This window comes from Photobacterium pectinilyticum, assembly GCF_024357955.1.
In the GTDB taxonomy this organism is placed as follows: domain Bacteria; phylum Pseudomonadota; class Gammaproteobacteria; order Enterobacterales; family Vibrionaceae; genus Photobacterium; species Photobacterium pectinilyticum.
The window spans coordinates 16,325-43,318 of sequence record NZ_JANEYT010000016.1; the positions used below are offsets into that span (position 1 = coordinate 16,325).

General features: G+C 47.2%; 22 protein-coding genes. 8 read left to right on the forward strand and 14 right to left on the reverse strand.

The window, feature by feature from the left end; translation table 11 throughout:
• Nucleotides 1-29: 29 nt before the first annotated feature.
• A complete protein-coding gene (nhaC, locus tag NHN17_RS09065; RefSeq protein WP_255042020.1) occupies nt 30-1,481 on the reverse strand; it encodes a Na+/H+ antiporter NhaC in 1,452 nt (483 codons plus the stop codon).
• A 798-nt stretch (nt 1,482-2,279) separates the two neighbouring features.
• Between nhaC and asd the strand changes: the two genes are divergently transcribed.
• The gene (asd, locus tag NHN17_RS09070) at nt 2,280-3,395 is read left to right on the forward strand and encodes an aspartate-semialdehyde dehydrogenase (RefSeq protein ID WP_255042095.1); all 1,116 of its coding nucleotides are present in this window, start codon (nt 2,280-2,282) and stop codon (nt 3,393-3,395) included.
• Between the two features lie 124 nt (nt 3,396-3,519).
• On the opposite strand, the gene sodB is transcribed toward asd, so the two are convergent.
• On the reverse strand, nt 3,520-4,104 hold the full coding sequence (sodB, locus tag NHN17_RS09075) for a superoxide dismutase [Fe] (protein WP_255042022.1): 585 nt from the start codon (nt 4,102-4,104) through the stop codon (nt 3,520-3,522).
• 297 nt (nt 4,105-4,401) lie between these two features.
• Here sodB and NHN17_RS09080 point away from each other — a divergent pair, with 297 nt between their 5' ends.
• Nucleotides 4,402-4,743 carry a Grx4 family monothiol glutaredoxin gene (locus NHN17_RS09080; protein WP_255042023.1) on the forward strand — a complete coding sequence of 114 codons (342 nt, stop codon included), beginning with the start codon at nt 4,402-4,404 and terminating at the stop codon, nt 4,741-4,743.
• 399 nt (nt 4,744-5,142) lie between these two features.
• Here the strand turns inward: NHN17_RS09080 and NHN17_RS09085 are convergent, their stop codons facing one another.
• Nucleotides 5,143-6,465, reverse strand: coding sequence for a Na+/H+ antiporter family protein (locus NHN17_RS09085; protein ID WP_255042025.1), 1,323 nt, complete (start codon nt 6,463-6,465; stop codon nt 5,143-5,145).
• A 317-nt stretch (nt 6,466-6,782) separates the two neighbouring features.
• Here NHN17_RS09085 and NHN17_RS09090 point away from each other — a divergent pair, with 317 nt between their 5' ends.
• Nucleotides 6,783-7,388 (forward strand): peroxiredoxin C, encoded by a 606-nt coding sequence (locus NHN17_RS09090; protein WP_255042026.1) that lies wholly within the window; start codon nt 6,783-6,785, stop codon nt 7,386-7,388.
• 71 nt (nt 7,389-7,459) lie between these two features.
• On the opposite strand, the gene NHN17_RS09095 is transcribed toward NHN17_RS09090, so the two are convergent.
• The 3 genes from NHN17_RS09095 to rnt all read right to left on the reverse strand — a co-directional run bounded on the left by NHN17_RS09095 (nt 7,460) and on the right by rnt (nt 12,206).
• Nucleotides 7,460-9,859: a VolA/Pla-1 family phospholipase gene (locus NHN17_RS09095; RefSeq protein ID WP_255042028.1), complete on the reverse strand. Its 2,400-nt coding sequence runs from the start codon at nt 9,857-9,859 to the stop codon at nt 7,460-7,462.
• A 40-nt stretch (nt 9,860-9,899) separates the two neighbouring features.
• Nucleotides 9,900-11,126 (reverse strand): outer membrane protein transport protein, encoded by a 1,227-nt coding sequence (locus NHN17_RS09100; protein WP_255042030.1) that lies wholly within the window; start codon nt 11,124-11,126, stop codon nt 9,900-9,902.
• A gap of 411 nt (nt 11,127-11,537) precedes the next feature.
• Nucleotides 11,538-12,206 (reverse strand): ribonuclease T, encoded by a 669-nt coding sequence (gene rnt / locus NHN17_RS09105; RefSeq protein WP_255042032.1) that lies wholly within the window; start codon nt 12,204-12,206, stop codon nt 11,538-11,540.
• Between the two features lie 261 nt (nt 12,207-12,467).
• Here rnt and motY point away from each other — a divergent pair, with 261 nt between their 5' ends.
• On the forward strand, nt 12,468-13,307 hold the full coding sequence (gene motY / locus NHN17_RS09110; RefSeq protein ID WP_255042097.1) for a flagellar protein MotY: 840 nt from the start codon (nt 12,468-12,470) through the stop codon (nt 13,305-13,307).
• Nucleotides 13,308-13,425: 118 nt separating this feature from the next.
• Nucleotides 13,426-13,764: a hypothetical protein gene (locus NHN17_RS09115; RefSeq protein WP_255042033.1), complete on the forward strand. Its 339-nt coding sequence runs from the start codon at nt 13,426-13,428 to the stop codon at nt 13,762-13,764.
• 158 nt (nt 13,765-13,922) lie between these two features.
• Here the strand turns inward: NHN17_RS09115 and nth are convergent, their stop codons facing one another.
• From nth to rsxA, 7 genes are all read right to left on the reverse strand, one after another.
• On the reverse strand, nt 13,923-14,558 hold the full coding sequence (nth, locus tag NHN17_RS09120; RefSeq protein WP_255042034.1) for an endonuclease III: 636 nt from the start codon (nt 14,556-14,558) through the stop codon (nt 13,923-13,925).
• A 67-nt stretch (nt 14,559-14,625) separates the two neighbouring features.
• Complete coding sequence (locus NHN17_RS09125) at nt 14,626-15,321, reverse strand: electron transport complex subunit E (protein ID WP_274127516.1); 696 nt, start codon at nt 15,319-15,321, stop codon at nt 14,626-14,628.
• A gap of 2 nt (nt 15,322-15,323) precedes the next feature.
• Nucleotides 15,324-15,956, reverse strand: coding sequence for an electron transport complex subunit RsxG (gene rsxG / locus NHN17_RS09130; RefSeq protein WP_255042036.1), 633 nt, complete (start codon nt 15,954-15,956; stop codon nt 15,324-15,326).
• Between the two features lie 10 nt (nt 15,957-15,966).
• A complete protein-coding gene (rsxD, locus tag NHN17_RS09135) occupies nt 15,967-17,013 on the reverse strand; it encodes an electron transport complex subunit RsxD (RefSeq protein WP_255042038.1) in 1,047 nt (348 codons plus the stop codon).
• A gap of 2 nt (nt 17,014-17,015) precedes the next feature.
• Nucleotides 17,016-19,625, reverse strand: a complete 2,610-nt coding sequence (gene rsxC, locus NHN17_RS09140; protein ID WP_255042039.1) for an electron transport complex subunit RsxC — start codon at nt 19,623-19,625, stop codon at nt 17,016-17,018.
• A gap of 1 nt (nt 19,626) precedes the next feature.
• Complete coding sequence (gene rsxB, locus NHN17_RS09145) at nt 19,627-20,208, reverse strand: electron transport complex subunit RsxB (RefSeq protein WP_255042040.1); 582 nt, start codon at nt 20,206-20,208, stop codon at nt 19,627-19,629.
• A gap of 1 nt (nt 20,209) precedes the next feature.
• Nucleotides 20,210-20,791, reverse strand: a complete 582-nt coding sequence (gene rsxA, locus NHN17_RS09150; protein WP_039456871.1) for an electron transport complex subunit RsxA — start codon at nt 20,789-20,791, stop codon at nt 20,210-20,212.
• A 1,048-nt stretch (nt 20,792-21,839) separates the two neighbouring features.
• Here rsxA and uvrB point away from each other — a divergent pair.
• From uvrB to NHN17_RS09165, 3 genes are all read left to right on the forward strand, one after another.
• The gene (gene uvrB / locus NHN17_RS09155) at nt 21,840-23,876 is read left to right on the forward strand and encodes an excinuclease ABC subunit UvrB (RefSeq protein ID WP_373689555.1); all 2,037 of its coding nucleotides are present in this window, start codon (nt 21,840-21,842) and stop codon (nt 23,874-23,876) included.
• 387 nt (nt 23,877-24,263) lie between these two features.
• A complete protein-coding gene (luxO, locus tag NHN17_RS09160; RefSeq protein ID WP_255042044.1) occupies nt 24,264-25,706 on the forward strand; it encodes a quorum-sensing sigma-54 dependent transcriptional regulator LuxO in 1,443 nt (480 codons plus the stop codon).
• Nucleotides 25,707-25,724: 18 nt separating this feature from the next.
• A complete protein-coding gene (locus NHN17_RS09165; RefSeq protein ID WP_255042045.1) occupies nt 25,725-26,084 on the forward strand; it encodes an Hpt domain-containing protein in 360 nt (119 codons plus the stop codon).
• Here the strand turns inward: NHN17_RS09165 and yvcK are convergent.
• Entirely contained in the window at nt 26,046-26,936 is an 891-nt protein-coding gene (gene yvcK / locus NHN17_RS09170; RefSeq protein ID WP_373689556.1) for a uridine diphosphate-N-acetylglucosamine-binding protein YvcK, read from the reverse strand. The genes NHN17_RS09165 and yvcK overlap by 39 nt on opposite strands.
• Nucleotides 26,937-26,994 lie beyond the last annotated feature (58 nt).

Here is a 26,994-nt window from a genome sequence, read left to right on the forward strand (position 1 = left end):
GCGCCCTTACAATTTGCCACCGAAGAAACTTAAGCTGTTTGTTGTGGACTCTGAGTCGCTTGTGACTGACTCTCTTCTCCAGCTTCGTCTGTGACGACAGTTGGAGGACAGCGATCAACGAACCAACCCATGTACGACGTGACAATAGTGACGATAATGCACACAAAGCTCAGCCACATAAACGGCGCATAGGAGAAGGTTGCGACACCTAGAATACTGGCCATGTAGATACCGTTATCACTCCAAGGGACCATGCCTGATGTCAGGGTACCGCCGAACTCTGCATTTCGAGAGAGGTTCTTACGCTGGTAACCGAGGCGGTCGTAGTTCTTGGCACAAATTTTTGGCGTTAGGATCAGTGATACATACATCGCCGAGCCGAAGACATTGCCTAGGAAAGCTGTAGCAATTGTTGACACCGATAGGCTACCAGCAGAGTTGACACGTTTTTCGAATATTTTTGCGATGGTTTGTAGGACTCCAACTTTATCCAGAAGCCCACCGAAGCCAAGACCAAAGATGATAACAGCCACCGAGCCTAGCATTGATGACATGCCGCCACGGTTAAGGATGGCATCGATGAAGTCGACACCTGAATCAATAGAGAACGGGGCCCAAGCGGTGTTGAATGCAACCAGTGGGTCCATATCTTGAACCATTACTGCCCAGATAATACCCAGTAGCGAACCCAGAGAAATAACCGGGAAAGAAGGAAGCCGTAAAGCCAGTAGGGCAAGAACTATGATCACTGGTACGAATGAGAATGGCGAGATCACGAACTGCTGATCCATTGTAACGATAACAGACTCAACCTGAGACATGTCGACATTGCCCGCATAATGAATGCCAACCCCGGTAAAGAGGATACCGGTAATAATGTAGCTGATAAGAGCAATTGGCAGCATACCTTTTATGTGTTCGACAATCTCTACATTCGACATTGATGAAGCTAGAATTACCGAGTCCGATAGCGGTGACATTTTGTCACCGAAGTAACAGCCGGATAGCACCGCACCCGCTGTCATTGGAGCCGGGATCCCCAGACCCTGGCCAATCCCCATCATTGCAATACCAGCGGTACCTGCAGCACCCCAAGAGGTACCGGTTGCCAGCGCCGTCATAGAACAGATCAGCATAGTGGCAAGTAAGAAGATGGATGGGTGAATGGCTTTAAGTCCGTAATAAATGATAGTTGGAACAATACCACCAGCAATCCAAGTACCGACAAGCGCACCCACTGCGAGCAAAATGAGCACGGCACCCAAGCCGTTAGCGATGCCTTTGGTTGCTGCTGTTTCTAGCGATTTATAATCATGATCAAGCCTAATGCCCAGTGCCATGATCACGAACCAGCCGATGTAAAGCGCTAACTGGATAGGTAAATCGAGTTTCGCAGTAAAAGAGAAAGCCAGCGCAAGAAAAATACCGAGAGCGATAAAGACCTGAGTCAGCGACGGTAGTTTTACAGTCTGTTTGTTCATACTTCTAACCTTGTAAGTTCGAGCCTGTAAATAATGATTATTCCTTTGAACTGTGTATTTTTGCCCCAAGGAATTAATTTTTAATGATTTTGATGACCAAAATGGCCAGTTAAAGAGTGTTGGCATTGATTTGCCGCTACTCTAGCGGATAGATTTCATGCTCACGATAGAAAATGTCTCTAGATGTGATCTGATACAAAATGCAGTCAGTACCCTTTAAAATAGTACGTTTGCATTTTGAATTGTTGTTGAATTAGCGTGCTTAATTTGTTTTCTGTATGTTTTTTGTCTGCTTTTCATGTTGTTTCTATTTGTGATATTTCATTAATAGATAGATGATGTAATCACAATTTAGGTGGTATTCTAGAATTAAGATTTGCTAAATCGAGTCATGGTAGGTTATCAATATGTGGTGAAATGATCAAAACAAGTAATGCGAACTGCTTGTGGATATTCGGTAAAGATTTCATTTTTTAGTCATATTTTTATTGGTTATTTCACGCTTGAAGTGCGTTTTGAGCTATGTTTTTTGCCTTCTAGCCCGAAATTTCACCAAAGTCCATGTGGGGGTTTATCATTCATCACCGTAGGGTGTAATATTATTTGCTGGATTTGTTCACAGTGTGGTGATTTTTTTTACAGGTTTTTTGCAAGTTATGCTTGAGTTTCGGGGCTGAAATTACTATAGATGGAGGCCTGCCTGTCGTTATAACTATTGGGGACTGCTCTTGAAATGGTCTAACCAGAATGCCAATAGTTATACCGATAGAACAATGATCAGGGAGAGTAGTGCAGATGATGAAAGTAGGATTAGTGGGTTGGCGAGGCATGGTGGGCTCTGTCCTGATGCAACGTATGGTTGAAGAAGGTGATTTCAATGTCATCGAGCCAGTTTTTTTCTCTACGTCCCAAATTGGGATCCCAGCCCCGAATTTTGGTAAGGAAGCTGGCGTCCTTCAGGATGCGTTTGATATTGAACGCCTGAAACAGTTGGATGCGATTATCACCTGTCAGGGTGGTAGTTATACCGAGAAAGTATACCCAGCATTACGTCAAGCAGGCTGGAAAGGCTTTTGGATTGATGCGGCATCAACTTTGCGCATGAAACAAGACTCCATTATTGCCCTTGATCCTGTGAACTATGAACAGATGAAACAAGGCCTGCACAAGGGTGTGAATACTTTCGCTGGTGGTAACTGTACCGTGAGCCTGATGCTGATGGCTGTGGGTGGTTTGTATCAAGCGGGTTTGGTTGAGTGGATGACCTCTCAAACCTACCAAGCGGCATCAGGTGCTGGTGCGAAAAACATGCGCGAGCTGATCAGCCAGATGGGCGTGATCAACGATGCGGTTTCTAGTGAATTGGCTGATCCATCTACGTCTATTTTGGATATCGACCGCAAGGTGGCTGAAACCATGCGCTCTGAGAGCTTCCCGGCTCAAGAGTTTGGTGTACCGCTAGCGGGTTCGTTGATCCCTTGGATTGATGTGAAGCGCGATAATGGCCAAAGCAAGGAAGAATGGAAAGCGTCGGTAGAAACCAACAAGATCCTCGGCCTTGATAGCAAGCCTATTCCAATCGACGGTACATGTGTACGTATCGGTGCAATGCGCTGTCATAGCCAGGCACTGACGTTGAAGCTGAAGAAAGCTGTGCCAATGGACGAGGTGGAGGAAATCATCGCTTCACATAACGATTGGGTAAAAGTGATCCCGAATGATCGTGATGTGACAGCCCAAGAGCTGAGTCCAACTAAAGTAACCGGAACCCTATCTGTTCCTGTTGGCCGTCTGCGTAAACTGGCAATGGGCGATGATTACCTTAATGCGTTCACTGTCGGTGACCAGTTGCTGTGGGGTGCTGCTGAGCCGCTACGTCGTACTTTGCGTATCATCTTGGCTGAAAAGCACTAAGTTTCTTGTCAGCCGTGCCATAGTGCTAAAAAAAACGCCTGCTCTATCTGGTTAACAGAAGAGCAGGCGTTTTCATAACGCTTAAAACAACTTGTTGAGCTGAATTAGGTGGATGTTAGCGCGATTAAGCTGCTAGGTTCTTCGCAACGAAGTCCCAGTTAACCAGTGCCCAGAAACCGTTCATGTAGTCTGGACGTAGGTTGCGGTAATCGATGTAGTACGCGTGTTCCCACAGGTCAACAGTTAGAAGAGGAGTTACACCTTCTTCTGTTAGTGGTGTAGCAGCGTTAGACGTGTTAACGATGTCTAGAGAGCCGTCAGCTTTCTTAACAAGCCAAGTCCAAGATGAGCCGAAGTTGTTGATTGCTGAGTCAGTGAACTTTGCTTTGAATGCTTCGAAAGAACCGAAAGCGGTATTGATAGCGTCAGCCACCTCACCTGTTGGTTCACCGCCAGCTTTTGGTGCTAGGCAGTGCCAGTAGAAAGTGTGGTTCCAAATTTGAGCTGCATTGTTGAATACACCACCAGTTGAAGTCTTAACGATTTCTTCTAGGGATTTTTCTTCAAGCTCAGTACCTTCGATAAGACCGTTTAGCTTGACCACGTATGTATTGTGGTGCTTGCCGTGGTGAAATTCCAAAGTTTCCTGAGAGATGTGTGGCTCAAGAGCATTTTTTTCATAAGGTAGAGCTGGTAGTTCGAATGCCATTGCTCGATTCTCCATTTTGGTTAAGGGGCGTTTCCCTTGACATTACTTCCAGTCGGCTAAGGCCAACTTATTATTTGAAACTGACTATTGTCACTGAATTACTATACCGCTAGGTATTGGTCTAAATTGTGACAGTGAAATCATTTTAGCAAGTTTTTTCTTTATTAAAAGATCTGAAGGTTAAAAAGAAGTGAAAAATAATATCCTTATTTTCTTTAGGCGTTTTTTTCCGGCGCGTGACCAAGTAGAATGATGTCTGTGATAGTCAACTTAAAAGCAAAGTCGTAAGAGGAAGCTATGGAAACCATCGACAAAATTAAACAACAGATTTCTGAAAACGCTATTCTGTTGTACATGAAAGGCTCACCAAAACTACCAAGCTGTGGTTTTTCTTCTCAGGCGGCACAGGCGCTGATGGGATGTGGTGAAAAATTTGCTTACGTCGATATCCTGCAAAATCCAGATATCCGCGCTGAGCTTCCAGCCTACGCACAATGGCCAACTTTCCCTCAACTATGGATTGAAGGTGAGCTCGTTGGCGGCTGTGACATCATTATCGAGATGTTCCAGAAAGGTGAACTTCAGCCATTGGTAAAAGAAGCGGCTGAGCGTCGCGACGGCGAAGCATCTGCAGAGTAATCGTTAAAGATAAAATTGGCTTATAGAAGAAGGCTGTGGCCTTGTTCTATTTACCGCTTTTTTGAAACACCCCGGTGGTTTTTGACCTTTGGGGTGTTTTTGTATGAACGTCTCTCGATATGCAATATCTGCCTTGATAGCAACTATTTTTCCTGTGCAAATACTTGATCAACTACTTATCCAGATTGGTATTAATTGCTCGGTGAGAGTACAGAGGGTGGTTTTGAGTTTGAGCAAGCGGACATTACAGTGATTAAATTTGATTAGCCGGTAAACTTGTTCCAATGCCTGTGTATGATTTTTTGTTCGACGAGGATTTCGGACATTGGGCACAAAAAAGCCAGCCGGAAAACCGGCTGGCCTATGTGATTGTTAGGTGTATGACCTAATTTAATTGTGCTATAGCACCATAGAAGCAAGCCAACCAAATGCAATAAGCGGTAGGTTGTAGTGCAGGAATGTTGGGACAACCGAATCCCATACGTGCTCGTGCTGTCCGTCTGCGTTAAGGCCCGCTGTTGGACCTAGTGTGGAGTCAGAAGCTGGTGAGCCTGCATCACCCAATGCTGCGGCTGTACCTACCAGTGCAACGGTTGCCAGCGGTGAAAAGCCGAAGGTCAAACACAGTGGCACGTAGATGGTTGCCAGAATAGGGATAGTCGAGAACGAAGAACCTATACCCATAGTTACCAGAAGGCCAACAACTAGCATCAACAGTGACGCCAACGGCTTGTTGTCACCAATGATATCAGCCAGCGAGTTAACCAGTGTTTCAACCCCGCCCGTGGCTTTCATGACAGAGGCAAAGCCTGCAGCGGCAATCATGATAAAGCCGATCATCGCCATCATATGCACACCCTTGGTGAATACATCGTGGGTTTCTTTCCACTTGATCACACCGCCAAAGGTGAACACCATAAAGCCGACAAGGCCACCGACGATCATCGAGCCGCTGTAAAGTTGGGCACCGAGAGCCGCTACAATTGCACCTACAGCAATGTAAACATGCTGCATGTTGATTGTTTTGTGTTCCGGCTCTGATGCTAGGATTTTCTCTTCAGAGTACTCGCGTGGTTTACGGTAGGTGAAGAAAGTCGCCAACAGCAAGCCGAAAACCATCCCTAATGCAGGCAATAACATGGCAACCGGTACTTGGCCTGCGGTCACGTCTAAGCCATTATCGTGCAAGTTTTTCAACAGGATGTTGTTGAGGAAAATACCCCCGAAGCCAACAGGCAGAACCATATAAGGTGTCACCAAACCAAATGTCAGCACACAGGCAATCAGCCGGCGGTCAATTTTTAGCTTGGCGAAAACGTGAAGTAGGGGGGGGATCACAATTGGGATAAACGCAATGTGAACTGGGATCGCATTCTGAGAAGAAATGGCTAGAAGCACAAGAATGATTAAAACAGAATACTTAACGCCCGTTGCAGCAGCTGCATTGTCATGGCCACTGATACGCTTGATCACTTTTTGCGCTAGGACATCGGTAATGCCAGAGCGAGAAATCGCAACAGCAAAAGTACCTAGCATGGCATAGCTTAATGCCGTAGTGGCACCGCCACCCAAACCGCCTTCGAAAGCTGAAATGGTTTCCGAAAGAGGCATCCCGCCAATCAGGCCACCAATAATGGCACTGAAGGTAAGCGCTACAACAACGTTTACTCGCAATAATGCGAGTAAAAGCATGACGCATACCGATATTACTACTGGGTTCATAAACTTAAGATCCGTCCATTGTGTTATGTCGTGAATTGCTTGAGGTTTGCACGTTATGTGCAATATTTGTTATTTATTTCTGGCTGTTCTGCTCAAAGGAAATTAATTTACAACATGTAGAATAAAAATTCATGTTGTGAGGGAATTTTCTTTTAATGTGCAGCATGTCTAAGCCTTGTCACCTTACCCTGTTTATACTGGTTTCGCTATTTTTGTATGAATATTCGGCAGCAGTACATAAGTATTGCTGTTTCGCCTTACTTTGGTTTTGGTTATCAAACCAGAAGATAACCTAAGTCAACAACATGGAGTTTGTTATGAGTGTTCTAGTTGGCCGCCCGGCCCCTGATTTTACTGCAGCAGCAGTGCTTGGTAACGGTGAAATTGTTGATGCCTTTAACCTACACAGTCATATTGCAGGCAAGCCTGCGGTGCTGTTCTTCTATCCACTTGATTTCACCTTTGTCTGCCCATCGGAGCTGATCGCCTTTGACAAACGTTTAGCTGATTTCCAAGCTAAAGGCGTGGAAGTGATTGGGGTATCCATTGACTCTCAGTTCTCTCACAATGCATGGCGTAATACAGCCGTTGAAGACGGTGGTATTGGTCCTGTCCAGTATCCGCTAATTGCCGATACCAAGCATGAAATCTGTCAGGCTTACGATGTTGAACACCCACAAGCGGGTGTGGCGTTCCGTGGCTCATTCTTGATCGATAAAGAAGGCCTAGTTCGCCATCAGGTCGTTAATGACCTACCACTGGGTCGTAATATCGATGAGATGCTGCGTATGGTTGATGCCCTTCAGTTCCATGAAGAGCATGGTGAAGTATGCCCTGCACAGTGGGAGAAAGGTAAAGAGGGCATGGACGCGTCACCACAGGGTGTGGCTGCGTACCTGTCTGAGCATACTGACGACCTGTAAGATCGAGAGTGTAGATAAAAAGAAGGCTAGCCGAGAGGCTAGCCTTTTGGTTGTCACTTATGCCAATGGCGTTATTTTATCAGCGTGTCATCACCGACCATAACGCCTTGTCCAGCGCTCGCTGAGAAGGTGACGACTTGTAGTTGAGCTTCATTAGTTGCAGCTTGAGCCTCTGAAGGTGATATAGGATTGCCTTCACCGTCTACAAGTTGTGGACCAATAACTGTACTGTGTTGGGCTTTTGAAACATCAGCATTGAAGCGGGCGATGTGTTTAACTTCCCCAGTAATACTCCCTGTTAACGCGGTCAGATCTAGCTGCTTCACGAGTGGCTCTGTACCGCCAATACCAAACATCCCAGTCTTATTTGGTACTACAGTATCGCCCTCTGCCTGCATCACATACACCGGACCGTTTACACTGCTTGCTAGGTTATATGGATCAACGGTATCCAATACCGTTTGAGCCGCATAGGCAAAGGAAGTGAATGTACTGTCAATCTTGGCTTTGGTTGTATCATCTAGGCTGTTATAGAAAGTTGTAAAGCATGCGCCGCCGTCTTCGACACTCCCGCAGGCTGCAATATACGCCGCTTCATCCGCACCCACTAATAGTGAGTGTTTAATCGTTGGGCCGAAGGTTGCAGACTCTAGCAATAGAGATGGGATACCGCCGCCTGGGTTGGCAAATGCCCCTGAGGTGAAGTTAAACATCGCATCCGCAGCAGGTATGCCCATGTTGTCATTACCCAAGCGGTAAGTACCAATACCAGTAATCGCGCCCAGTGAATGACCGAAGAAGCTGACATCCATGACGTTCAAGCTTGGGAAGGTAGGTAGTCCACTCATTGCCATGACGGTTAGTGATGTACGAACACCGAGATCATCAATGATACTCTGGCGAATATTGTCACGGGCAACGTTTAAGTATTCCAGATTCATATAAACGTCAGCGGTTGCTCCGGTTGTTACTGTTCCATCGGCAAGGGCACGTTCACCATGAAGTGGGTGGTCGATAGCAACAATGGCTTTCGGAGCAAGAAAGTTAGCCGCTGCAGCACCGATATGTTGAGCACCAAATAGGTAAGCGGTTTCTTTAACTGAAGTAATACCATGCTGGTAAACAACAGCACCTGGTGTTGCGTTAGGTGGGAGGATCATCAGTACCGGTACTTGGTCGACCGATTGTATTTGCGGTAGTGGACTGTATTGGGTCACTAGACGCTCTTCGTCAAGTTGCGAGCCATCAGCTAGAGTGACTTTAAGGCCAATCAGCTTGATGAACTCGGCACTGTCGCCAGCAAGTAGCTTAGCAATATCAATACCGTTTAACGAAGCCTGAACTGCAGCCTTATCGGCATCAGATCCGTTGGTCATGACGTTGCTGATTTTGGCAAGGCTTGGCACCGCACTCTGCCAAGGGTTTTTCTTCCATGCTTCGTCTTCAGTGTTGCTGTTGAGGAAGTTGGGTAAACTGACTGTACCTGTATAAATCTTAATAGCATTTCCAGTGTAACCTGCAACTAGCGCGTCAATAGTGTCTTGGTCATTTCCGATGAGTGCTTTTAATGTTGTATTGCTATTAAAGAAGCTATTTATATCAGTCACTTCGCTGATATTCATTTGGTACAAGGTGGACAAATCCACATTATTTGGGTTGGCTTCATCTTTCAGAATATCTTCTGCTTTACCGCCCGCTTGTACCGTAGCAATTGTCTGGGCAATGATGGCTTTGGTGGTATCAAGCACATCGCCGACAGAAGCTGTTGTGAACCAGCTTGAGTATATGATTGATTCGGAATCGATATCCTTAGCCTTTGCGATAGTAGCTTCTATTGCATGGGTGACTTTTTGTGCATCAATAAGGTCACTGCTTGGTGGTTTAACTGTTGTTTTCAACACAGCATATGACTCAGACATACCTACCGGTTCGCCTTCGCCATCAACCAAGGCATCGGTAATTGCGAACATGTATTCTGATTTTGGATTCAATGGATTGGTCGGAATAACGGTTAGATTGCCACTCTGGGTCACAACTGTGAAATCTTCACCATTGACCAAGAGATCTTTCACCTGCAGGTCGCCAGAAAGCGGGCTGGTGGTCTCAATCAGGTGGAAAGCGCCTTGTGCGCTCACCATATTTAAATCGCCATCGAACGGCACAACGATTGGCTGCGAGACACTCCAGCCGTCTGTTTTACCCAATGCGGTTAACGGATCGGACAGATCCGTGTTGTAGTTGTCATCACCCACACTACCTTCGGTTGAGAGTGTCCCGTCAGTGCTGTCCATGGCCAAGAACGTTGGCAGGATAGGGGCGGTCAATATATCAAATTTGATTTTGGTATCGGCTTGTAGGCTTTTGACGATGTGATCTTCGTAGCTGACTTTATTCTCGACTTTGGCGTCATTGCCACAGCCTGCCAGTGCCAATGAGGCTGCAATGCTCAGTGCTAAAATACTTTTTTTCATTGTGGTGTTCCCTTAACTGAATTTATGTCTACCTAGCGGTTTAGAAGATGTAATTGATCTGCGCAGAGGTTAGGTACGCATCATTGCTGGCGTGGAATGTCTCGCCGCTCTCTTCGAAGCTATTGCTCTTGCCGTAGAGGTAGGTAAAGCCAAAGTCGAACGTCATCTGGTTACTGTAGTTGTAAGTAAAGCCAGCGGAGTACCAGTAGCGATCGGTATCAGGGATACTTAGAGTTGATTGGCCTGCTTGCTCATCGAATGCAAAGCCGGCACGAAGGATCCAGTCTGGGTTTAGGTTGTAGGTTGCACCAATGGAATAGCGGAAGTTATCGTCAAAGTCTTCTTCTTTAAGTAGGCACAAATTGTCGACACACTGATCGCTGGTGGCACGTAGCTCTTTGAACTTGCTCCACTGTACCCACTGTACGCCGTAGTGAACTGCCCATTGGTTGTTTAGCTGATGGAAGCCGCCAAACTCAGCGATAGCCGGGGTGATCACGTTTAATTTACCTGGGACTGTGTCTCCAGGGTTACCGCCTTCAATGAACTTACCATCTGTATAATCGGTGAAGTCACCATCAAACTTCAGTTCAACTTCCGAGCGGTAGCTAAGGCCGAATCGGTTATCTTTGTTTACTTCATAAAGGAAACCGATGTTCCAACCCCACTCCCAAGTATCTCCTTCTAGCTTTAGGAAATCTGCACTTGGGTTTGATGGCTGAAGGCCGCCGTAGTGGCGAATTAGCTCAGCATCGGCATACACCAAGTTAACACCTGCACCAATACTGAAATTTTCGTTGATACGGTAAGCAATATTAGGATTAAGGTTCAGGGTCAGAAGGTCGGTTGTACCTGCATCGGTGCCATAAGTGAAATCAGATGGGTACTCAGTGGCAAAACCGTAGTTGGAAAACATTGCCAGACCCCAAGCAAACTTGTTGTTAATTGGCTGGATGAAGTAGCCTGCTGGAACGACGGCTGTTGGTGCAACATCTGTGGCCTTTTCACCGCTTGATTGCGCTGTGATATCTACTTGTGGGTCGATGTAAGAGATAGCACCGGAAAACTGCATCCGGTCGAACATTGTCATAGCGGCAGGGTTTCTAGCTATGACCGAGGCATTGTCTGCAATAGCTGCTTCCCCGGAGAAAGCGCGTCCAAGGCCGGCAGCAGAATGTTCGTTAACTTGAAATCCGGCGGAATGAGCGTTGATACTGAGGAACGCAGCGGATACGGCAAGGGCCGTTAGAGTAATTTTTTTCGTCATTATTATACGTGCCTTTTAGAGTTGGTTGCTTCTTGTTCTTCGATCCATGAATGAAAAACGCAAAAAGGTGTTACTGAACCACGGGGTTTCGGAGGGAGTCCTTAGCGACAGGGGAACAGCATATTTGTTCACACGCAGGGACGCATAAACGATAAATAGCCAGAGGTTATCGTTTATGTGGTGATACCACTTGAAACAATATGAAACAGTTTGGGCAGTATAAAACGGGAATTTAGAATTGTTAACCTAGTGTAACGCATTGTTTTTGAAAAACATGTCTAATTGAGCGATGTTTGATTAGCTTTTGTTTAAAACAATGGCATAAAACGATGGGCTTGTTTGAATCGAAGTGTGACCAAGCCCAACTTTAAAGGGCTTGGTCAGAGGTCTTATGAGTATGGGTTGTTTGAATTATTCGGTGTCGGCGCTATCGTCTGTTTGACTTTCTAGCAGTGGCCACCCGCCCAATTTTTTCCATTTGTTAACAATCTCACAAAATAACTCAGCGGTTCTTTCGGTATCGTACAGTGCGGAATGGGCTTCTTTGTTATCAAAATCGATTCCGGCTGTGGCACAAGCTTTGGCCAATACGGTTTGTCCGAACGCCAAACCGCTCAATGCTGCGGTGTCGAATGTTGCAAATGGGTGGAATGGGTTGCGCTTCAACTTCGCGCGTTCTGAAGCTGCCATGACAAAGCTGTGGTCGAAGTTGGCATTATGGGCCACCATGATGGCACGAGAGCAGCCTTGTGCTTTTTGTTCTTTGCGGATCTGTTTGTAAATTTCCTTCAGGGCCGCTTCTTCCGAAACCGCGCCACGTAGTGGGCTGAATGGGTCGCGAATACCATTGAAATCCAAGGCTTCTTTATGGATCACTGCGCCTTCGAACGGGGCGATGTGAAAGTGCAGAGTCGTCGCGGGTTTCAGCCAACCATCTTCATCCATCTGAAGTGTGACGGCACAGATCTCAAGCAGTGCATCCGTTTTGGCATTGAAGCCTGCAGTTTCTACGTCAATGACGACTGGGAAGTAGCCGCGAAAGCGACTTTTCAAAGTATTTAGTTCGTTATCTTGGCTCATAAACCGGCAAATCAATGTAAAATAGTCGGCCATTATGTCAGATTCGATGGATGAGCTAAACCTTTCCCTGCTCTAATGCAACATCATGCAACGGAAAGGTGAGTGACTGGGTATAAAGTTTTTTCGGTATTTTCCGATATAAAATAAAGAGCCGTAAAATATCACGCACGAACAGGCAGCGTGAAGGGCAGGACAGCAGCAATGGGTGGAAAAATGGCTATCTCGAAAATTCAATATTGCACTGTGGCACCACTATTCGCCATGGTGATGGCCAGTGCAGCGAACGCAACACCTGTTTATGTTGCTCAACCGTCACAATCCACGTGGAAAGTAGCGGTAGATACACCGTTGGAATGTCGGATGCTTCATACGATTCCCAATTATGGCGAGGCCCTATTTACGTCCAAAGCCAGTAAAAAAATCAACCTCGATTTCGAATTGAAGATGCGCCGGCCTATGGGGGAGACTCGCAATGTTAATCTTGTCTCGATGCCACCGCGCTGGATGCCGGGAGTTGCGGCAGAGCCGATCACTAACCTAACCTTCTTCAAACAGTTTGACGGCTATGTGGGGGGGCAAACAGCTTGGGTCATATTATCTGAGTTAGAAGCGGGGCGTTACCCTACATTCAGTTATCAGGACTGGCAGCAGCGGAACAAACGTATTGATGTGGCTTTGTCAGCGGTAACCTTCCGTCCTGCGTACAATCAGTTCAGCCAGTGCCTGAATAATTTGTTGCCGTACAGCTTTGAAGATATCGCGTTTACGGTACTTCACTATGATCAGGGTAGCGATCAACTCAACAAAGCGTCGCAGCAGCGCCTAGCCCAGATTTCAGATTTTGTACGCTATAGTGATGATGTTGATTTGGTTTTGGTTGCGGCCTATACCGATGGCCAAGGTGGAAAAACGGCAAATCAATCCTTGTCTGAGCGCCGTGCTGAGCGTTTAGAGGACTATTTTATGGCGATGGGCCTTCCGGAAGACCGAATTCAGGTGGAAGCCTACGGTGAGCGACGCCCTGTTGCAGACAACAGCACGCCAATTGGCCGTAATAAAAACCGCCGGGTTGTCATTTCCCTTGGCCGTACTATTATTTAGCGCCACTTTTAATGCGCTGAATTGCTGGCAAAAATGTGCAGTCTTAAATTTGTATACATCAACTTACTCCCAACAAGCTAGATTTATTGGGGAATAATAACTAAGTAAGGTGGTGGCTATGAAAAACATTCTATGGATTATGCTGTTCGGTGCTGGCTGTGCGTTTGCTCAGAATGACGTGGTAGTAGACAGCAGTGCTGACCAAATTAATAAAGAGTTATCGGCTGAAATAAAATCACAGCGCATAACCAAAGAACAGGCTGAAGAGATGGAGCTTAACCGTGCCGAGAGCTATGAGGTTGTCAGTACAGTCAGCGTAGATAATCTAGAGATGCAAATTGCTGAGAAGCTAAAAGATAGCATCATGCCTTATTACTCCATTGAATTTAACGATCCAACCAGTAATGATGAGTCTTTCGTCGCAACGGTCACTGAATATTTCGGCAAAGTTGAGTAATACCAATCTGGATAAGTCGTTGATCAAATATTTATGTAGGTTGGTATAACACCGATAACGCCTAATGTGCTGTGGTGCTAGCTCAAGAGACAAACTAGATTGGCTTGAAAAACTCACGCCCGCTTAAGCGGGCGTGATAATACTGGCATATTTAGCCGTTAAATTTCTGTTTTGCTACCGTATTCACAAAGATCTTCAATAATGCAGCTACCGCAGCGAGGTTTTCGTGCCACGCAGGTGTAACGTCCATGCAGGATCAGCCAGTGGTGGACATCTACTTTGAACTCTTTCGGAACGACTTTCAGTAGTTTCTCTTCTACCTGATCGACATTTTTCCCCATCGCAAATTTGGTACGGTTTGATACGCGGAAGATATGAGTATCGACAGCGATGGTTGGCCAGCCAAAGGCGGTATTGAGTACCACATTCGCTGTTTTACGGCCAACCCCCGGCAAAGCTTCCAGCGCTTCACGATTTTCGGGTATTTCGCCACCGTGTTTATCAAGCAAGATCCTACAGGTCTTAATGACATTCTCTGCTTTGGAATTAAATAAACCGATGGTTTTGATGTACTCTTTGACACCGTTAACACCAAGATCAAATATGGCTTGTGGGGTATTGGCGACAGGGTAGAGCTTGTCAGTGGCTTTATTGACACTGACATCGGTTGCTTGGGCAGAAAGCAATACTGCAATCAGCAATTCGAAAGGGGAGCTCCAGTTAAGTTCGGTTTCTGGGTGGGGATTCTCCGCACGTAATCGTTCCAGAATTTCGACGCGCTTTTGATTGTTCATACTTACTTCCAGCGATAAAGCCAACATTGTTCTACTGGTGATCCTTCACCAGCAGTTAAAGATTATTTTAATTCGTCGTCGTGACACGGGCGCGCTCAATAACAGGTTTGTTCTGCGCTTTGGCGGCTTTCTGTTCACGCTTGTTATCAATAACATTTTTCAGAGCAATCATAAAGCCTACACCGATGAAAGCACCAGGCGGTAGGATGGCAAGCAAGAAGCTACTGTCAAAGCTGAATACTTCGATACGCAATGAGGCGGCCCAATCGCCGAGTAGGCGGTCTGCACCGTCAAACAGTGTGCCGTTACCCAGAATTTCTCGCATCGCGCCCAATACGACCAAGGCAGCTGTCATACCGAAGCCCATCCATAATCCGTCCAGTAGGGCTGGAATAGGATCATTTTTTGATGCGAAGGCTTCAGCACGGCCGATGATAATACAGTTGGTCACGATCAGTGGGATGAAGATCCCCAGAGATTGATACAAGCCATAGGTAAAGGCGTTCATTAGCAACTGTACGCAGGTTACCAGTGAGGCAATAATCATCACAAAAACTGGAATACGGATTTCCGACGGTACCCATTGTCTAACCAAAGAGACTATCAAGTTTGAACCTACCAGCACTGCAGTCGTTGCCAACCCAAGTCCGAGGGCATTGGTGACCGTGGCTGAAACGGCAAGAAGTGGGCAGAGGCCTAATAACTGGACAATTGCCGGGTTATTGTTCCACAAGCCATTTTTCATCAGTTCTTTATTCATCATTTTCACTCACCCTGGCAGTTCAGTGACTGTTCGAAAAGGCGTTGCTGGTTGGTCTGGTAATACAGCGAGACGTTTTTCACTGCGCCCACGACGGCACGCGGGGTTATGGTCGCCCCGGTAAATTGATCAAACTCACCCCCATCTTTACGTACGGCCCAGCGTGTATCTTTCTCACCGTTTAGACGCTTGCCAGTAAAGCTGTAAATCCAGTCGCTGATACGGGTTTCGATTTTATCACCAAGCCCCGGGGTTTCATTATGGCTTAGGATCCGAACGCCGGTCACGGTACTCTCAAGATTGAGCCCGACGATAAGCCTAATGGCACCACTGTAGCCATCAGGTGCAATTGCCTCGATAGCCATACCAACTTTCTTACCGTCTTTCTCTGCAATATACGCAGGCATTGGGCTGTCGGTACCCAAGTACTGTTCGCTGGTGATCAGGGTACAGCTTTTGTATAGCTCATTATCATGGCTTTCTGCCGGGATAACCTGGTTGAGTACTTTGAGTAGCTCTTGTTGCTGTTGTTGCTCGATTTTCCCAGCAGTGAGCATATTGGTTATCGAGACTAAGCTGGTGGCCAAAATGGCGAAAATAGCCAGGGTGCCACCATTTTTCTTCATTGCATTGATCATGGTTGCTTCCTTAGTGGCCAAACGTACGTGGGCGGGTGTAGTAGTCAATCAGTGGTACGCACATATTGGCAAGCAGGACACTGAATGCTACCCCGTCAGGGAAGCCACCGAAGGTTCGGATCAAAAAGATCAGCACACCAATCAAGGCCCCAAAGATCAAACGGCCTTTGACTGTGGTCGAAGCAGAAACCGGATCGGTTGCGATGAAGAAGGCACCGAGCATGGTTGCCCCAGAAAATAAGTGAAATAGCGGTGAAGCCGTATTATCTGGGCTGATCATAAATGCCAAGGTGCTGATAATAAATAGGGCACCCAGCATCCCTACCGGGATATGCCATTGGATCACGCGCATTTTCAGCATGATTAGGCCACCGAGCAAGAAGCCAAGGTTTACCCACTCCCAACCGATACCACCAATCAGGCCAAAGACGGGACCGGACAGGATCTCTGTTGCAGTGTGACCTGTGGTCAGCGACGTTTTCAGGGTATCGAGCGGTGTCGCCATCGTTACGCCGTCTACTGACATGCGAAGCTGGTGGACACTGAATCCATCTGGAGTGAAGCCTGTTAGGATCGCGTTTGCACTATCAACTAAAGTGACCGGCTCGGCAGCTAATGACTGTGGCGGCAGCCAGGTGGTCATTTGCAATGGGAACGAAATAAGCAGAACAACATAGGCAACCATCGCCGGGTTGAACAGGTTTTGCCCTAACCCGCCATAAAGGTGTTTGGCGATAACAATCGCAAACAAGCAGCCGATCACGCTTATCCACCAAGGGGCTAAAGGCGGAATGGAAAGGCCAATTAAGACGCCAGTCAATAGTGCGCTATTATCTCGTAGATAAGGCATTAACGGGCGTTGGCGTAATTTTAAAATGACCGCTTCGGTTGTGACACACAGCGTCGCAGCTAATACGACTTGGAGCAGTACGCCCCAGCCAAAAAAGTACCATTGGGCTGCAACGCCCAATGTTGTACAAAGGATAACAGTGCGCATCAAGCTACTGGTGCTTCGGCGACTGTGGGCATGGGGAGAGCTTGCAATATTAAAAGCCACAGTTAGTTTTCCTCATTTTTTTCTTGTGCTTCTTTTGCGGCTTTGCGCGCTTTTGCACGTGCAACGGCAGCAGCGACAGCGGCTTTCTTGGGATCGATTTCGGCTTCTGCTGGTTCGGCCGTTTTCGCGTCCTCGACAGATTCGGCTTGCGCCTGTTGGGCAGCCTTACGTGCTTTGGCACGGGCAACGGCAGCAGCGACAGCAGCTTTCTTCGGATCGACCTCGGCTTGTGCTGGTTCAGCGTCCTCAGGTTTCGCCTGTTCGGCAGCCTTACGCGCTTTGGCACGGGCAACGGCAGCAGCGACAGCGGCTTTCTTCGGATCGACCTCGGCTTGTGCTGATTCAGCGTTCTCAGCTTTCGCTTCTTCAGCCGATTCAGCTTGCGCCTGTTGGGCAGCCTTACGCGCTTTGGCACGGGCAACGGCAGCAGCGACAGCGGCTTTCTTCGGATCGACCTCGGCTTGTGCTGGTTCAGCGTCCTCAGGTTTCGCTTCTTCAGCCGATTCAGCTTGTGCCTGTTGGGCAGCCTTGCGCGCTTTGGCACGGGCAACGGCAGCAGCGACAGCGGCTTTCTTCGTATCGACCTCGGCTTGTGCTGGTTCAGCGTTCTCAGGTTTCGCTTCTTCAGCCGATTCGGCTTGCGCCTGTGGGGCAGCCTTACGGGCTTTGGCACGGGCTATTGCGGCGGCTACAGCGGCTTTCTTCGGATCGGCATCAGTGGCTGGAGTATCAGCTTGTTCCGGCTCACTTTCCGTGGCTTGGGCCGCTTTACGGGCTTTGGCGCGGGCAATTGCTGCAGCAACCGCATCTTTTTTGCTGTCGGCAGATTGGTTGGAAGCAGTATCTGACACGTTTTCAGGTGTATCTTCTGATGTTGCTTGTTTAGCCGCCTTGCGTTCGCGGGCTTGGCGTTTACGCTCTTCTCGTAACTTCGCCATGTCACTGTTGTCAGGTACGGCACTGTTAATCTTAGGTGCTACTTTATCTGAATTGGCAGCCTCTGCTTGCTTGGCTTTAGCGCGGGCAATAGCAGCAGCAACGGCAGGCTTTTGAGTTGCATTGTCAGGTGTGGCTGCAGCTTGTTTGGCCTTAACCCGGGCGATAGCGGCTGCAACGGCATCATCACCGCCTTTTGCGGCCATATCTTTGCGTCTGTCTTCAGCTGCTTTCTTGAAGCGGTTTTCGCGGGCGGCTTTATCGCGTTCGAATCGGGCTTGTTTGGCTTCAAAGCGCTGTTTAGCACGTTCGGCATTTGCCGCTTCTTGCTGGTTAGCCCAAATCTCAGCTTTAGCCTTACGGTAGTAGTTAACCAGTGGGATTTCGCTCGGACAAACATAGGCACAGGCACCGCATTCGATACAGTCGAACAGGTTGTACTCTTCACATTTGTCGTAGTCTTTATCTTTGGCATACCATTGCAACTGTTGTGGCAACAGTGATGTCGGACAAGCATCAGCACAGGCGCTACAGCGGATACAGGCCATTTCGTGAGTATGAAGTGGCAGTTCGCGACGTTTAGGTGTCAAGATACAGTTAGTGATCTTGGTGATCGGCACATGGGCATGGGGTAGGGTGAAACCCATCAAAGAGCCACCGATAATTACACGGGGGTATTTTCTATCAGGCTTGTAACCATAGCTGTCGAGCAGGAAGGCGATAGGTGTACCGAGCCGTGCGAATACATTGCCACGCTGTTTGAATGCTTCACCGGTTAGGGTAACGACACGCTCGATCAATGGCTCGCCGTCAATGATAGCACGCTTGACGGCAAAGGCCGTCCCGACGTTTTGCACCACAACACCGACAGCAGATGAACGCGATTGACTCGGTACTTCGCGGCCGGTAAGTATTTTAACCAGTTGCTTGGAGCTACCAGAAGGGTATTTGGTCGGGATCACTCGGATAATAATGTTGTCTTCTGGAGTGACACACTTTTCAAGCGCTTTGATCGCATCCGGTTTGTTATCTTCAATACCGATCAAGGTGAGCTTTGGCTTCACGATATGGCGTAGGATCCGTATCCCTTCGACCACTTCAGCGGCATAGTCCTGCATCAAGCGGTCATCGGCAGTAATGTACGGTTCACACTCGGCTGCATTAATGATCAGAATATCGGCCAGCCCTAAACTACCCTGCAGTTTACGTCCGGTAGGGAAACCTGCACCACCAAGACCAGCTATCCCGCTTAGGCGGATCGCATCGATCAGCTCTGCAGGTTCAAGTGATTCGTAATCGGCAATCTTATGTTGTGATCCCCACAGATCTTCGCCATCGCTCTTGATGACAACACTTAAATCGCTAAGGCCAGAAGGGTGAGCTGTGGTTCTTTGTTCAATCGCCGTCACGGTACCAGATGTCGGGGCATGAATAGGTACACACATACTCATGTCACTTTTGGTCAGTGGCTGGCCTTTTAGTACTTTGTCGCCGACACTGACGAGGATCTCGCCTTTGGTCCCGATGTGCTGCTTGAGCGGTAACACCAGCTCGTCTGGGATGCCAGCTGGTGTAATTGCAGTACGGTTCGATAGTGTTTTATTTTCGGATGGGTGAATACCGCCTGGGAAGTCCCACAGCTGACCCTGCTTAATTTGTTCAATAATAGACAGCATGCTACTTCACCGTACTTTCAGTGTTATCTACTGGAATGTTTATAACTGGGATCTGGTTTAAATCCCACTTCCAGTTTTCTGTCGTTGTTTCTAGCGGCACCATTTCAATACAGTCAGTTGGGCAAGGCGCAACACAAAGGTCACAGCCGGTACATTCATCTTTAATGACGGTATGAAGTGCTTTGGTGCCACCGACAATAGCATCGACCGGGCAAGCCTGAATGCATTTGGTACAGCCAATACACATGTCTTCGTGAATGAAGGCCACTTTCTTGATACTTCTCTCAGCATCATGGGCTGATTCTTGAACTTCAACCCCCATCAAGTCTGCTAGCTTCTCGATGGCTTGCTGGCCACCTGGCGGGCATTTATTAATGGCATCACCGTTGGCGATGGCTTCTGCATAAGGGCGACAGCCTGGATAGCCACACTGGCCGCATTGTGTCTGCGGTAAAATCGCATCAATTTGCTCGACGATAGGATCGGCTTCGACTTTGAACCGGATCGAGGCAAAGCCTAAAACAAGGCCGAAAATAGCTGCCAGGGCTGCAATGGCAATCACAGCAATGATTAATCCACTCATGTTACAGTTTCACCAATCCAGTAAAGCCCATAAAGGCAAGTGACATCAAGCCTGCAGTGATCATGGCAATTGAAGCTCCTTTAAATGGAGCGGGTACATCTGCGGCAGCAATTCGCTCACGCATTGAAGCGAACAGAATCAGTACCAGAGAGAAACCAGCTGCAGCACCAAAACCATACACAACTGATTCAATAAAGTTGTGTCGTTCGTTGATGTTGAGCAGAGCAACACCCAAAACGGCACAGTTTGATGTAATCAGTGGTAGGAAGATGCCAAGGAGGCGGTAAAGGGTTGGACTTGTTTTGTGAACCACCATTTCTGTGAACTGTACGACGACCGCAATCACAAGGATAAAGCTCAGCGTTCTGAGGTATTGGATCCCCAGAGGTACAAGAATATAGGTTTCGACTAAGTAAGCACACACTGAAGCGAGTGTGAGTACAAAAGTCGTGGCCAGGCCCATCCCAATGGCTGTTTCCAGTTTTTTGGAAACCCCCATGAAGGGACAAAGTCCTAAAAATTTAACCAGTACAAAGTTGTTGACCAACACTGTACCTACGAGAAGGAGTAGGTATTCAGTCATACCGCATAATACTATTTGCAAAAGATCTTTATATTATCTTCCTTTGTCGCACCTATAACAACTCCCCAGAAGCAGGGTTTTTCCACTTCGACGACCTTTTCACCATTCATTGCTGCAAAGTTAATGCAAGATTATGTGTTATTAACATTTTGGTGGATGATTTTATAACCTCGCGGCTTGAAGTCGCTGAAGGTGATGCACGTTCATTTTTGGGTGCTTGAATGGTTGGCCAGAATGGGTATGAAATGGCCTTGAGTTCATTGCTGGTTGATTTTTGTGCACTTAATGTTTTGTTCGCAGAAATTTCATGCATTAGTCATTTTGTTGTCTAAAAAGGGCTTGATTTCCACCAGCCCAGTCAGCACAAGGGGTTAGCTTAGTTATCCACGGAAACTGTGGATAAGTGTGTTAATTGATCCTTGGGAACTTGGGGTTGAGTTCATCTTGATGCCGTTGCGGTTAAAATGCGAGCAAGATCGAATATGCAATAAACCACTGTTATAGGGGGAGGGATAGAGGGGAATAATGTGCTGGTATAAAAAGTTAGAGTGATTGCTTTAGTTTAAATGTCGATGCAATTTTGTTGTGAATTGATATAAATCAAATCTTGGATAAGTTGTGGGAAATTTTCACAAATACAGTTTTGAAGACAGAAAAGAAATTCAAACTGACTGAAGGGTTAACAGACGAGGATTGTCGCGTGGGCGGTGATAATACGAGGTTAAACGACTACCGTCAAGAGAAAGCATTGCTTATTTGGACAGATAGAATAACTCAGGTGGTAATGCCCACTGGGGGGAATTAGTGTGTTATGGGGCCAGTTGGCCGCCCTTATCAAACAGTGAGTTTTGATGTACCACTTTACCTTAAGGTCCATAATCAGAGGCGTGGATGATTTCTTTACTTTCAAAGAAGGTTTTAAGACATCGGCGTCAACATTATCGGTATCAATGAGTGGCATAAAGGGTGCAGTTACTAGTTATTGACATGTTCGTTAGCTGCTGCACAATGTTATGTTCACTGATCATATAGCCAGTATGGAATCATGATGGATAAGTCTAGCTCAAAAACCTTTACACTCACCTCCCGCTACTCTCCTTCTGGTGATCAGCCTACGGCTATTAATCAGTTACTTGAAGGATTGGATGCCGGGTTGGCCCATCAGACCCTGTTGGGGGCCACGGGTACAGGTAAAACTTTCACCGTAGCCAATGTTATTGCTGAGACTGGTCGTCCTACAATGATCTTGGCGCCGAACAAGACCTTGGCTGCGCAATTGTATGGTGAGATGAAGGAGTTTTTCCCGGAAAACGCGGTCGAGTATTTTGTTTCTTATTATGATTACTATCAACCTGAAGCATACGTACCAACGACGGATACCTTTATTGAAAAAGATGCGTCGGTGAATGCACATATCGAGCAAATGAGGCTCTCTGCGACGAAGGCGATGATGGAAAGACGCGATGTCATCATCATTGCGTCAGTATCGGCTATCTATGGCCTGGGTGATCCTGACTCCTACCTGAAAATGATGTTGCACGTTCGCCGTGGCGATATGCTCGATCAGCGAGACATATTGCGCCGGCTTGCTGAGTTGCAATATAAGCGCAATGATATGGCGTTTGAACGAGGAACATTTAGGGTGCGAGGGGAGGTGATTGATATCTTCCCTGCGGAATCTGAAAAAGATGCCATTCGCCTTGAGCTGTTTGATGATGAAGTCGAGTGCATTAGTGTTTTCGATCCCCTTACGGGGACGCTGTTAAATCGTGATTTACCGCGCTGTACTATATATCCGAAAACCCATTATGTGACCCCTCGAGAAAAGGTACTTGAAGCCATTGAAGGGATCAAAGTTGAGCTGGAGAGTCGTAAAAAGCAGCTACTAGAAAATAATAAATTGGTTGAAGAGCAACGTATTAGCCAACGAACCCAGTTTGATATTGAAATGATGATGGAGCTGGGTTTTTGCTCAGGGATCGAAAACTATTCCCGTTATCTCAGTGGCCGAGCTGAGGGTGAGCCGCCACCGACCCTATTTGATTACTTGCCATCTGATGGCTTATTGATCATCGACGAATCCCATGTCACGGTTTCGCAAATTGGTGCGATGTACCGTGGAGATCGCTCGCGGAAGGAAAACTTGGTGGAATATGGATTCCGTCTTCCTTCAGCATTGGATAATCGGCCATTGAAATTCGAAGAGTTTGAATCTTTGGCACCCCAGACGTTGTATATTTCAGCGACCCCGGGTAAGTACGAAATCGAAAAGTCCGGAGAAGATATTGCAGAGCAGGTTGTGAGGCCAACAGGCTTGCTGGATCCGGAGATCGAGGTACGTCCGGTAGCAACCCAAGTCGATGATCTTTTGTCAGAGATTAGGATCCGTGAAGCTAAGCAAGAGCGGGTGCTGGTGACAACCTTGACCAAAAGAATGGCGGAAGATCTGACCGAATACCTAAGCGAGCACGGTGTCAGGGTGCGCTATTTGCACTCAGATGTCGATACGGTTGAACGGGTGGAAATTATTCGCGACCTACGGTTGGGCGAATTCGATGTTCTGGTGGGGATCAACTTGTTGCGTGAGGGCTTGGACATGCCGGAAGTGTCGCTGGTAGCGATCCTAGATGCTGATAAGGAAGGCTTCTTGCGATCGGAGCGTTCATTGATCCAGACCATTGGTCGCGCCGCCCGTCACATAGAGGGCAGGGCTATTTTGTACGCCGACCGGATTACCGGTTCGATGGAGCGGGCGATTGGCGAAACAAATCGTCGCCGTGATAAGCAGAGAGCCCATAACGACAAAAATGGCATTGTCCCTAAGGCACTCGAGACGAAAGTGTCTGACATTATGGAACTGGGGGCGCCAGGTAAGGGTAACAGAGCCAATCGCGCCGCCCAACTTCACAAGGTTGCCGAGAAGAAGGGGACGTATTCCACTATGTCGCCTCAGGAGTTGGAAACGGAAATTCTTAAGCTGGAAAAAGAGATGTACGATGCAGCCCAGAACCTGGAGTTTGAAAAAGCAGCTGAGCTGAGGGATAAAATTCACACCTATAGAGAGCAATTTATTGCCAATAGCTAGCTTTCGAGAGAACAGGGGCAGTAAAAAATAGGCAAAAAAAAGCCAACCGATAATGAGTTCGGTTGGCGTCATTGTTTTAGTGAAATAATTCCACAAACAACGTCAGTTGGCTAGGTTGACTCTCAGGAAGAGTCATATTTATTAAAGCAGTATGCGTGCCAACTTTTTATAGTCCTCTTTGATTGCACTTTTTTAAGGGCTTAACAGCAAAATTAGCCGTATATAGTAATTATTTGTGGATGTAATTCGCATTTTGCAAAGCAATATGCGATTCATAATGCTAAAATCTTTGTGTTAGCTATATTTGAGTAATAACAAAAGAAAAAGTCTCATCGTTTTTTTTCTTTTGTTTACAATTAGTAAAGATTGATAGGACTTGGAGGGGCAATGGAAAGCAGATCACATCAACGCTGTATTCTGATGGTTGAAGATACAGCATCAGTTGCAGCGTTATATAAGTCATATCTCAATCCTTTGGGTGTCTCCGTGACTATCGTTGGTACGGGGACTGAGGCACTAGAGTTCGTCAAAGAGGTCACGCCAGATCTTATCCTACTCGACTTGCGCTTGCCCGATATGGCAGGCATGGAAGTACTTGAGGTCGTTAAACAGGATAATCCGAGTATCCCCGTGGTGATTATGACGGCACACGGCTCGATTGATGTCGCGGTCGAGGCCATGCGCTATGGGGCAAAAGACTTTCTCATCAAGCCTTGTGAGGCTGATCGTCTTAGGGTTACCGTCAATAATGCTTTGAAAGACGAAGATAGAAAAGCAAAAGGCGAAACGACTCAGTCTGACTCAAAACAGTCTGGTGCCCAGTACCAAGGCTTTATTGGTAATAGTTTACCTATGCAGGCGGTTTACCGTGTTATTGAATCGGCAGCATCAAGTAAAGCGACGGTGTTTATTACTGGCGAGAGCGGTACCGGTAAGGAAGTGTGTGCTGAGGCGGTTCATGCCGCCAGTCCGAGAAATAATAAACCCTTTGTTGCACTTAACTGTGCAGCTATTCCGAAAGAGCTGATCGAAAGTGAATTGTTCGGCCACGTGAAGGGAGCCTTTACTGGCGCATCGACCGAGCGGCAGGGGGCGGTTGAGCTTGCTAATAAAGGCACGCTATTTCTCGATGAGCTTTGCGAAATGGATTTGGATTTGCAAAGCAAACTGCTCAGGTTTATCCAAACCGGGACGTATCAAAAGGTCGGCTCTTCCAAAACCAGTACGGTCGATGTCCGATTTGTGTGTGCGACCAACCGTAATCCATGGTTGGAAGTCCAGGAAGGGCGTTTCCGTGAAGACCTCTATTATCGTCTGCATGTCATTCCAGTGACTTTGCCGCCATTGCGTGAGCGAGGTGGTGATGTGTTAGAGATAGCCCATGCCTTATTGGCATTGATGTCTGTTGAAGAGGGTAAAGATTTCACTCGCTTTTCACCGGAAGTGAAAGCCCTGTTCGAGCAATACCATTGGCAAGGTAACGTTCGTGAGCTGCAAAACGTTATTCGAAATATTGTTGTGCTAAATTCTGGTCAAGAAGTCTCATTGGAGATGGTACCTCCACCAATTAACCAAGGTGGCGTTAAAATTGCATCACATCAACCTGTTGTTGCTGGAAATCCGGTGGGAGAGTTTCCTTCACAAGAGTCCAGCGTAACACCAATAACAGATAAGTCGCAGGTTGAGCCACTATGGATTGTTGAAAAGCGCGCAATTCAGGCTGCTATTGATGCTTGTGATGGCAATATTCCACGTGCTGCGGGTTTGTTGGAAGTTAGCCCGTCAACAATTTACCGTAAATTACAGACCTGGCAGGAAGCACAAGGTTAGTTGTAGGGAGAGAAATACATGACAACGACAATTAATGCTGAGACCATCAAGCGTATGGAAGATGAGGTCGGGCAGGAAACTCTGACATTACTCCTCAATGTATTTAGCGATGAATTGGAACAGTACCAGCGTCAGCTTTCAGAGCAACCGTCAATAAAACAGGTACGAGAGATCAGCCATGCGATCAAGAGTAGCGCTGCCAGCTTTGGCGCTGATGATCTCGCTGATATGGCACAGGAATGTGAATCCCGTGTCCGACAAGGACAAGATCAATGGATTCTAGACCACCTGCCTGAATTTAGGCAGATGGTAGAAGGTATGGCGATTGAGTATAAGCGCCTAGCCAGCCATGACAATCCTGTGAATTGCTTGTTTTAATTTTTCCCTGTCATGTCGCCATTGGTGGTTGTTTGATGCAAGTGAGGTAATATGCTGGTTGTATTTTTCATCCAGCTCTTCGCATTGTGTGTCAGCAAGCACGGTATCAATCTGTCGCCCTCCCATGGAGCGCTCACACCAAGTGAGCATCTGCGTTAGACTCATCATCCCTGCAGGACCTTTTTCTTTATCCAAGTTGGTCACGAACACAATTCGTGCTTGACTCTTTTTTAGGGCTTGCTCAATTTCCTTGAGCAGCAGTGGCGGCATAACACTGGTTAGAAAGCTGCCGGGGCCAAGAAAAATAATATCAGCTTGCTGTATGGCGATAACGGCTTCCTTGGTCGCTGGTACTGCCGGTTCGATATAAAGCCGCTGCGGCACATTAGCCAATTCGTCAACACTGGTTTCCCCACAGATGATCTCTCCGTTTGTTGTCATTGCAGACAAATCGGCTGGGTGCTCGGTCATCGGTACGATATGGGTTTTGACCTGGAGCATATCACGGATCAAGTTGATGGCTTCAAGTGGACGAACTGAGAGGTTGTCCAGTGCTTTAAGCATTAGGTTACCCAAGTTATGGCCGTTCAACTCGCCATTGCCACGAAAGCGGTATTCGAAAATCATCGACCCGACAGATGGTTCAGTAATGAGCTGATTGACACAGTTCCGGGTGTCTCCCCAAGCTATACCGCCTTGGCAAGCACGGATCCGACCGGTTGAGCCACCGTTGTCGGTTGTCGTTACAATTCCGGTTACATTCTCGCCAAATTCGGAGAGGGCAGAGAGTATACGGCCAAGGCCGTGGCCGCCACCAATGGCGACAATTTTGGCGTCTGTAATATTTTTCACTGTACTGGGATGTATCATCGGCTGAAAAATGTGAGCTAAATAGATACTTCGAAGTGTA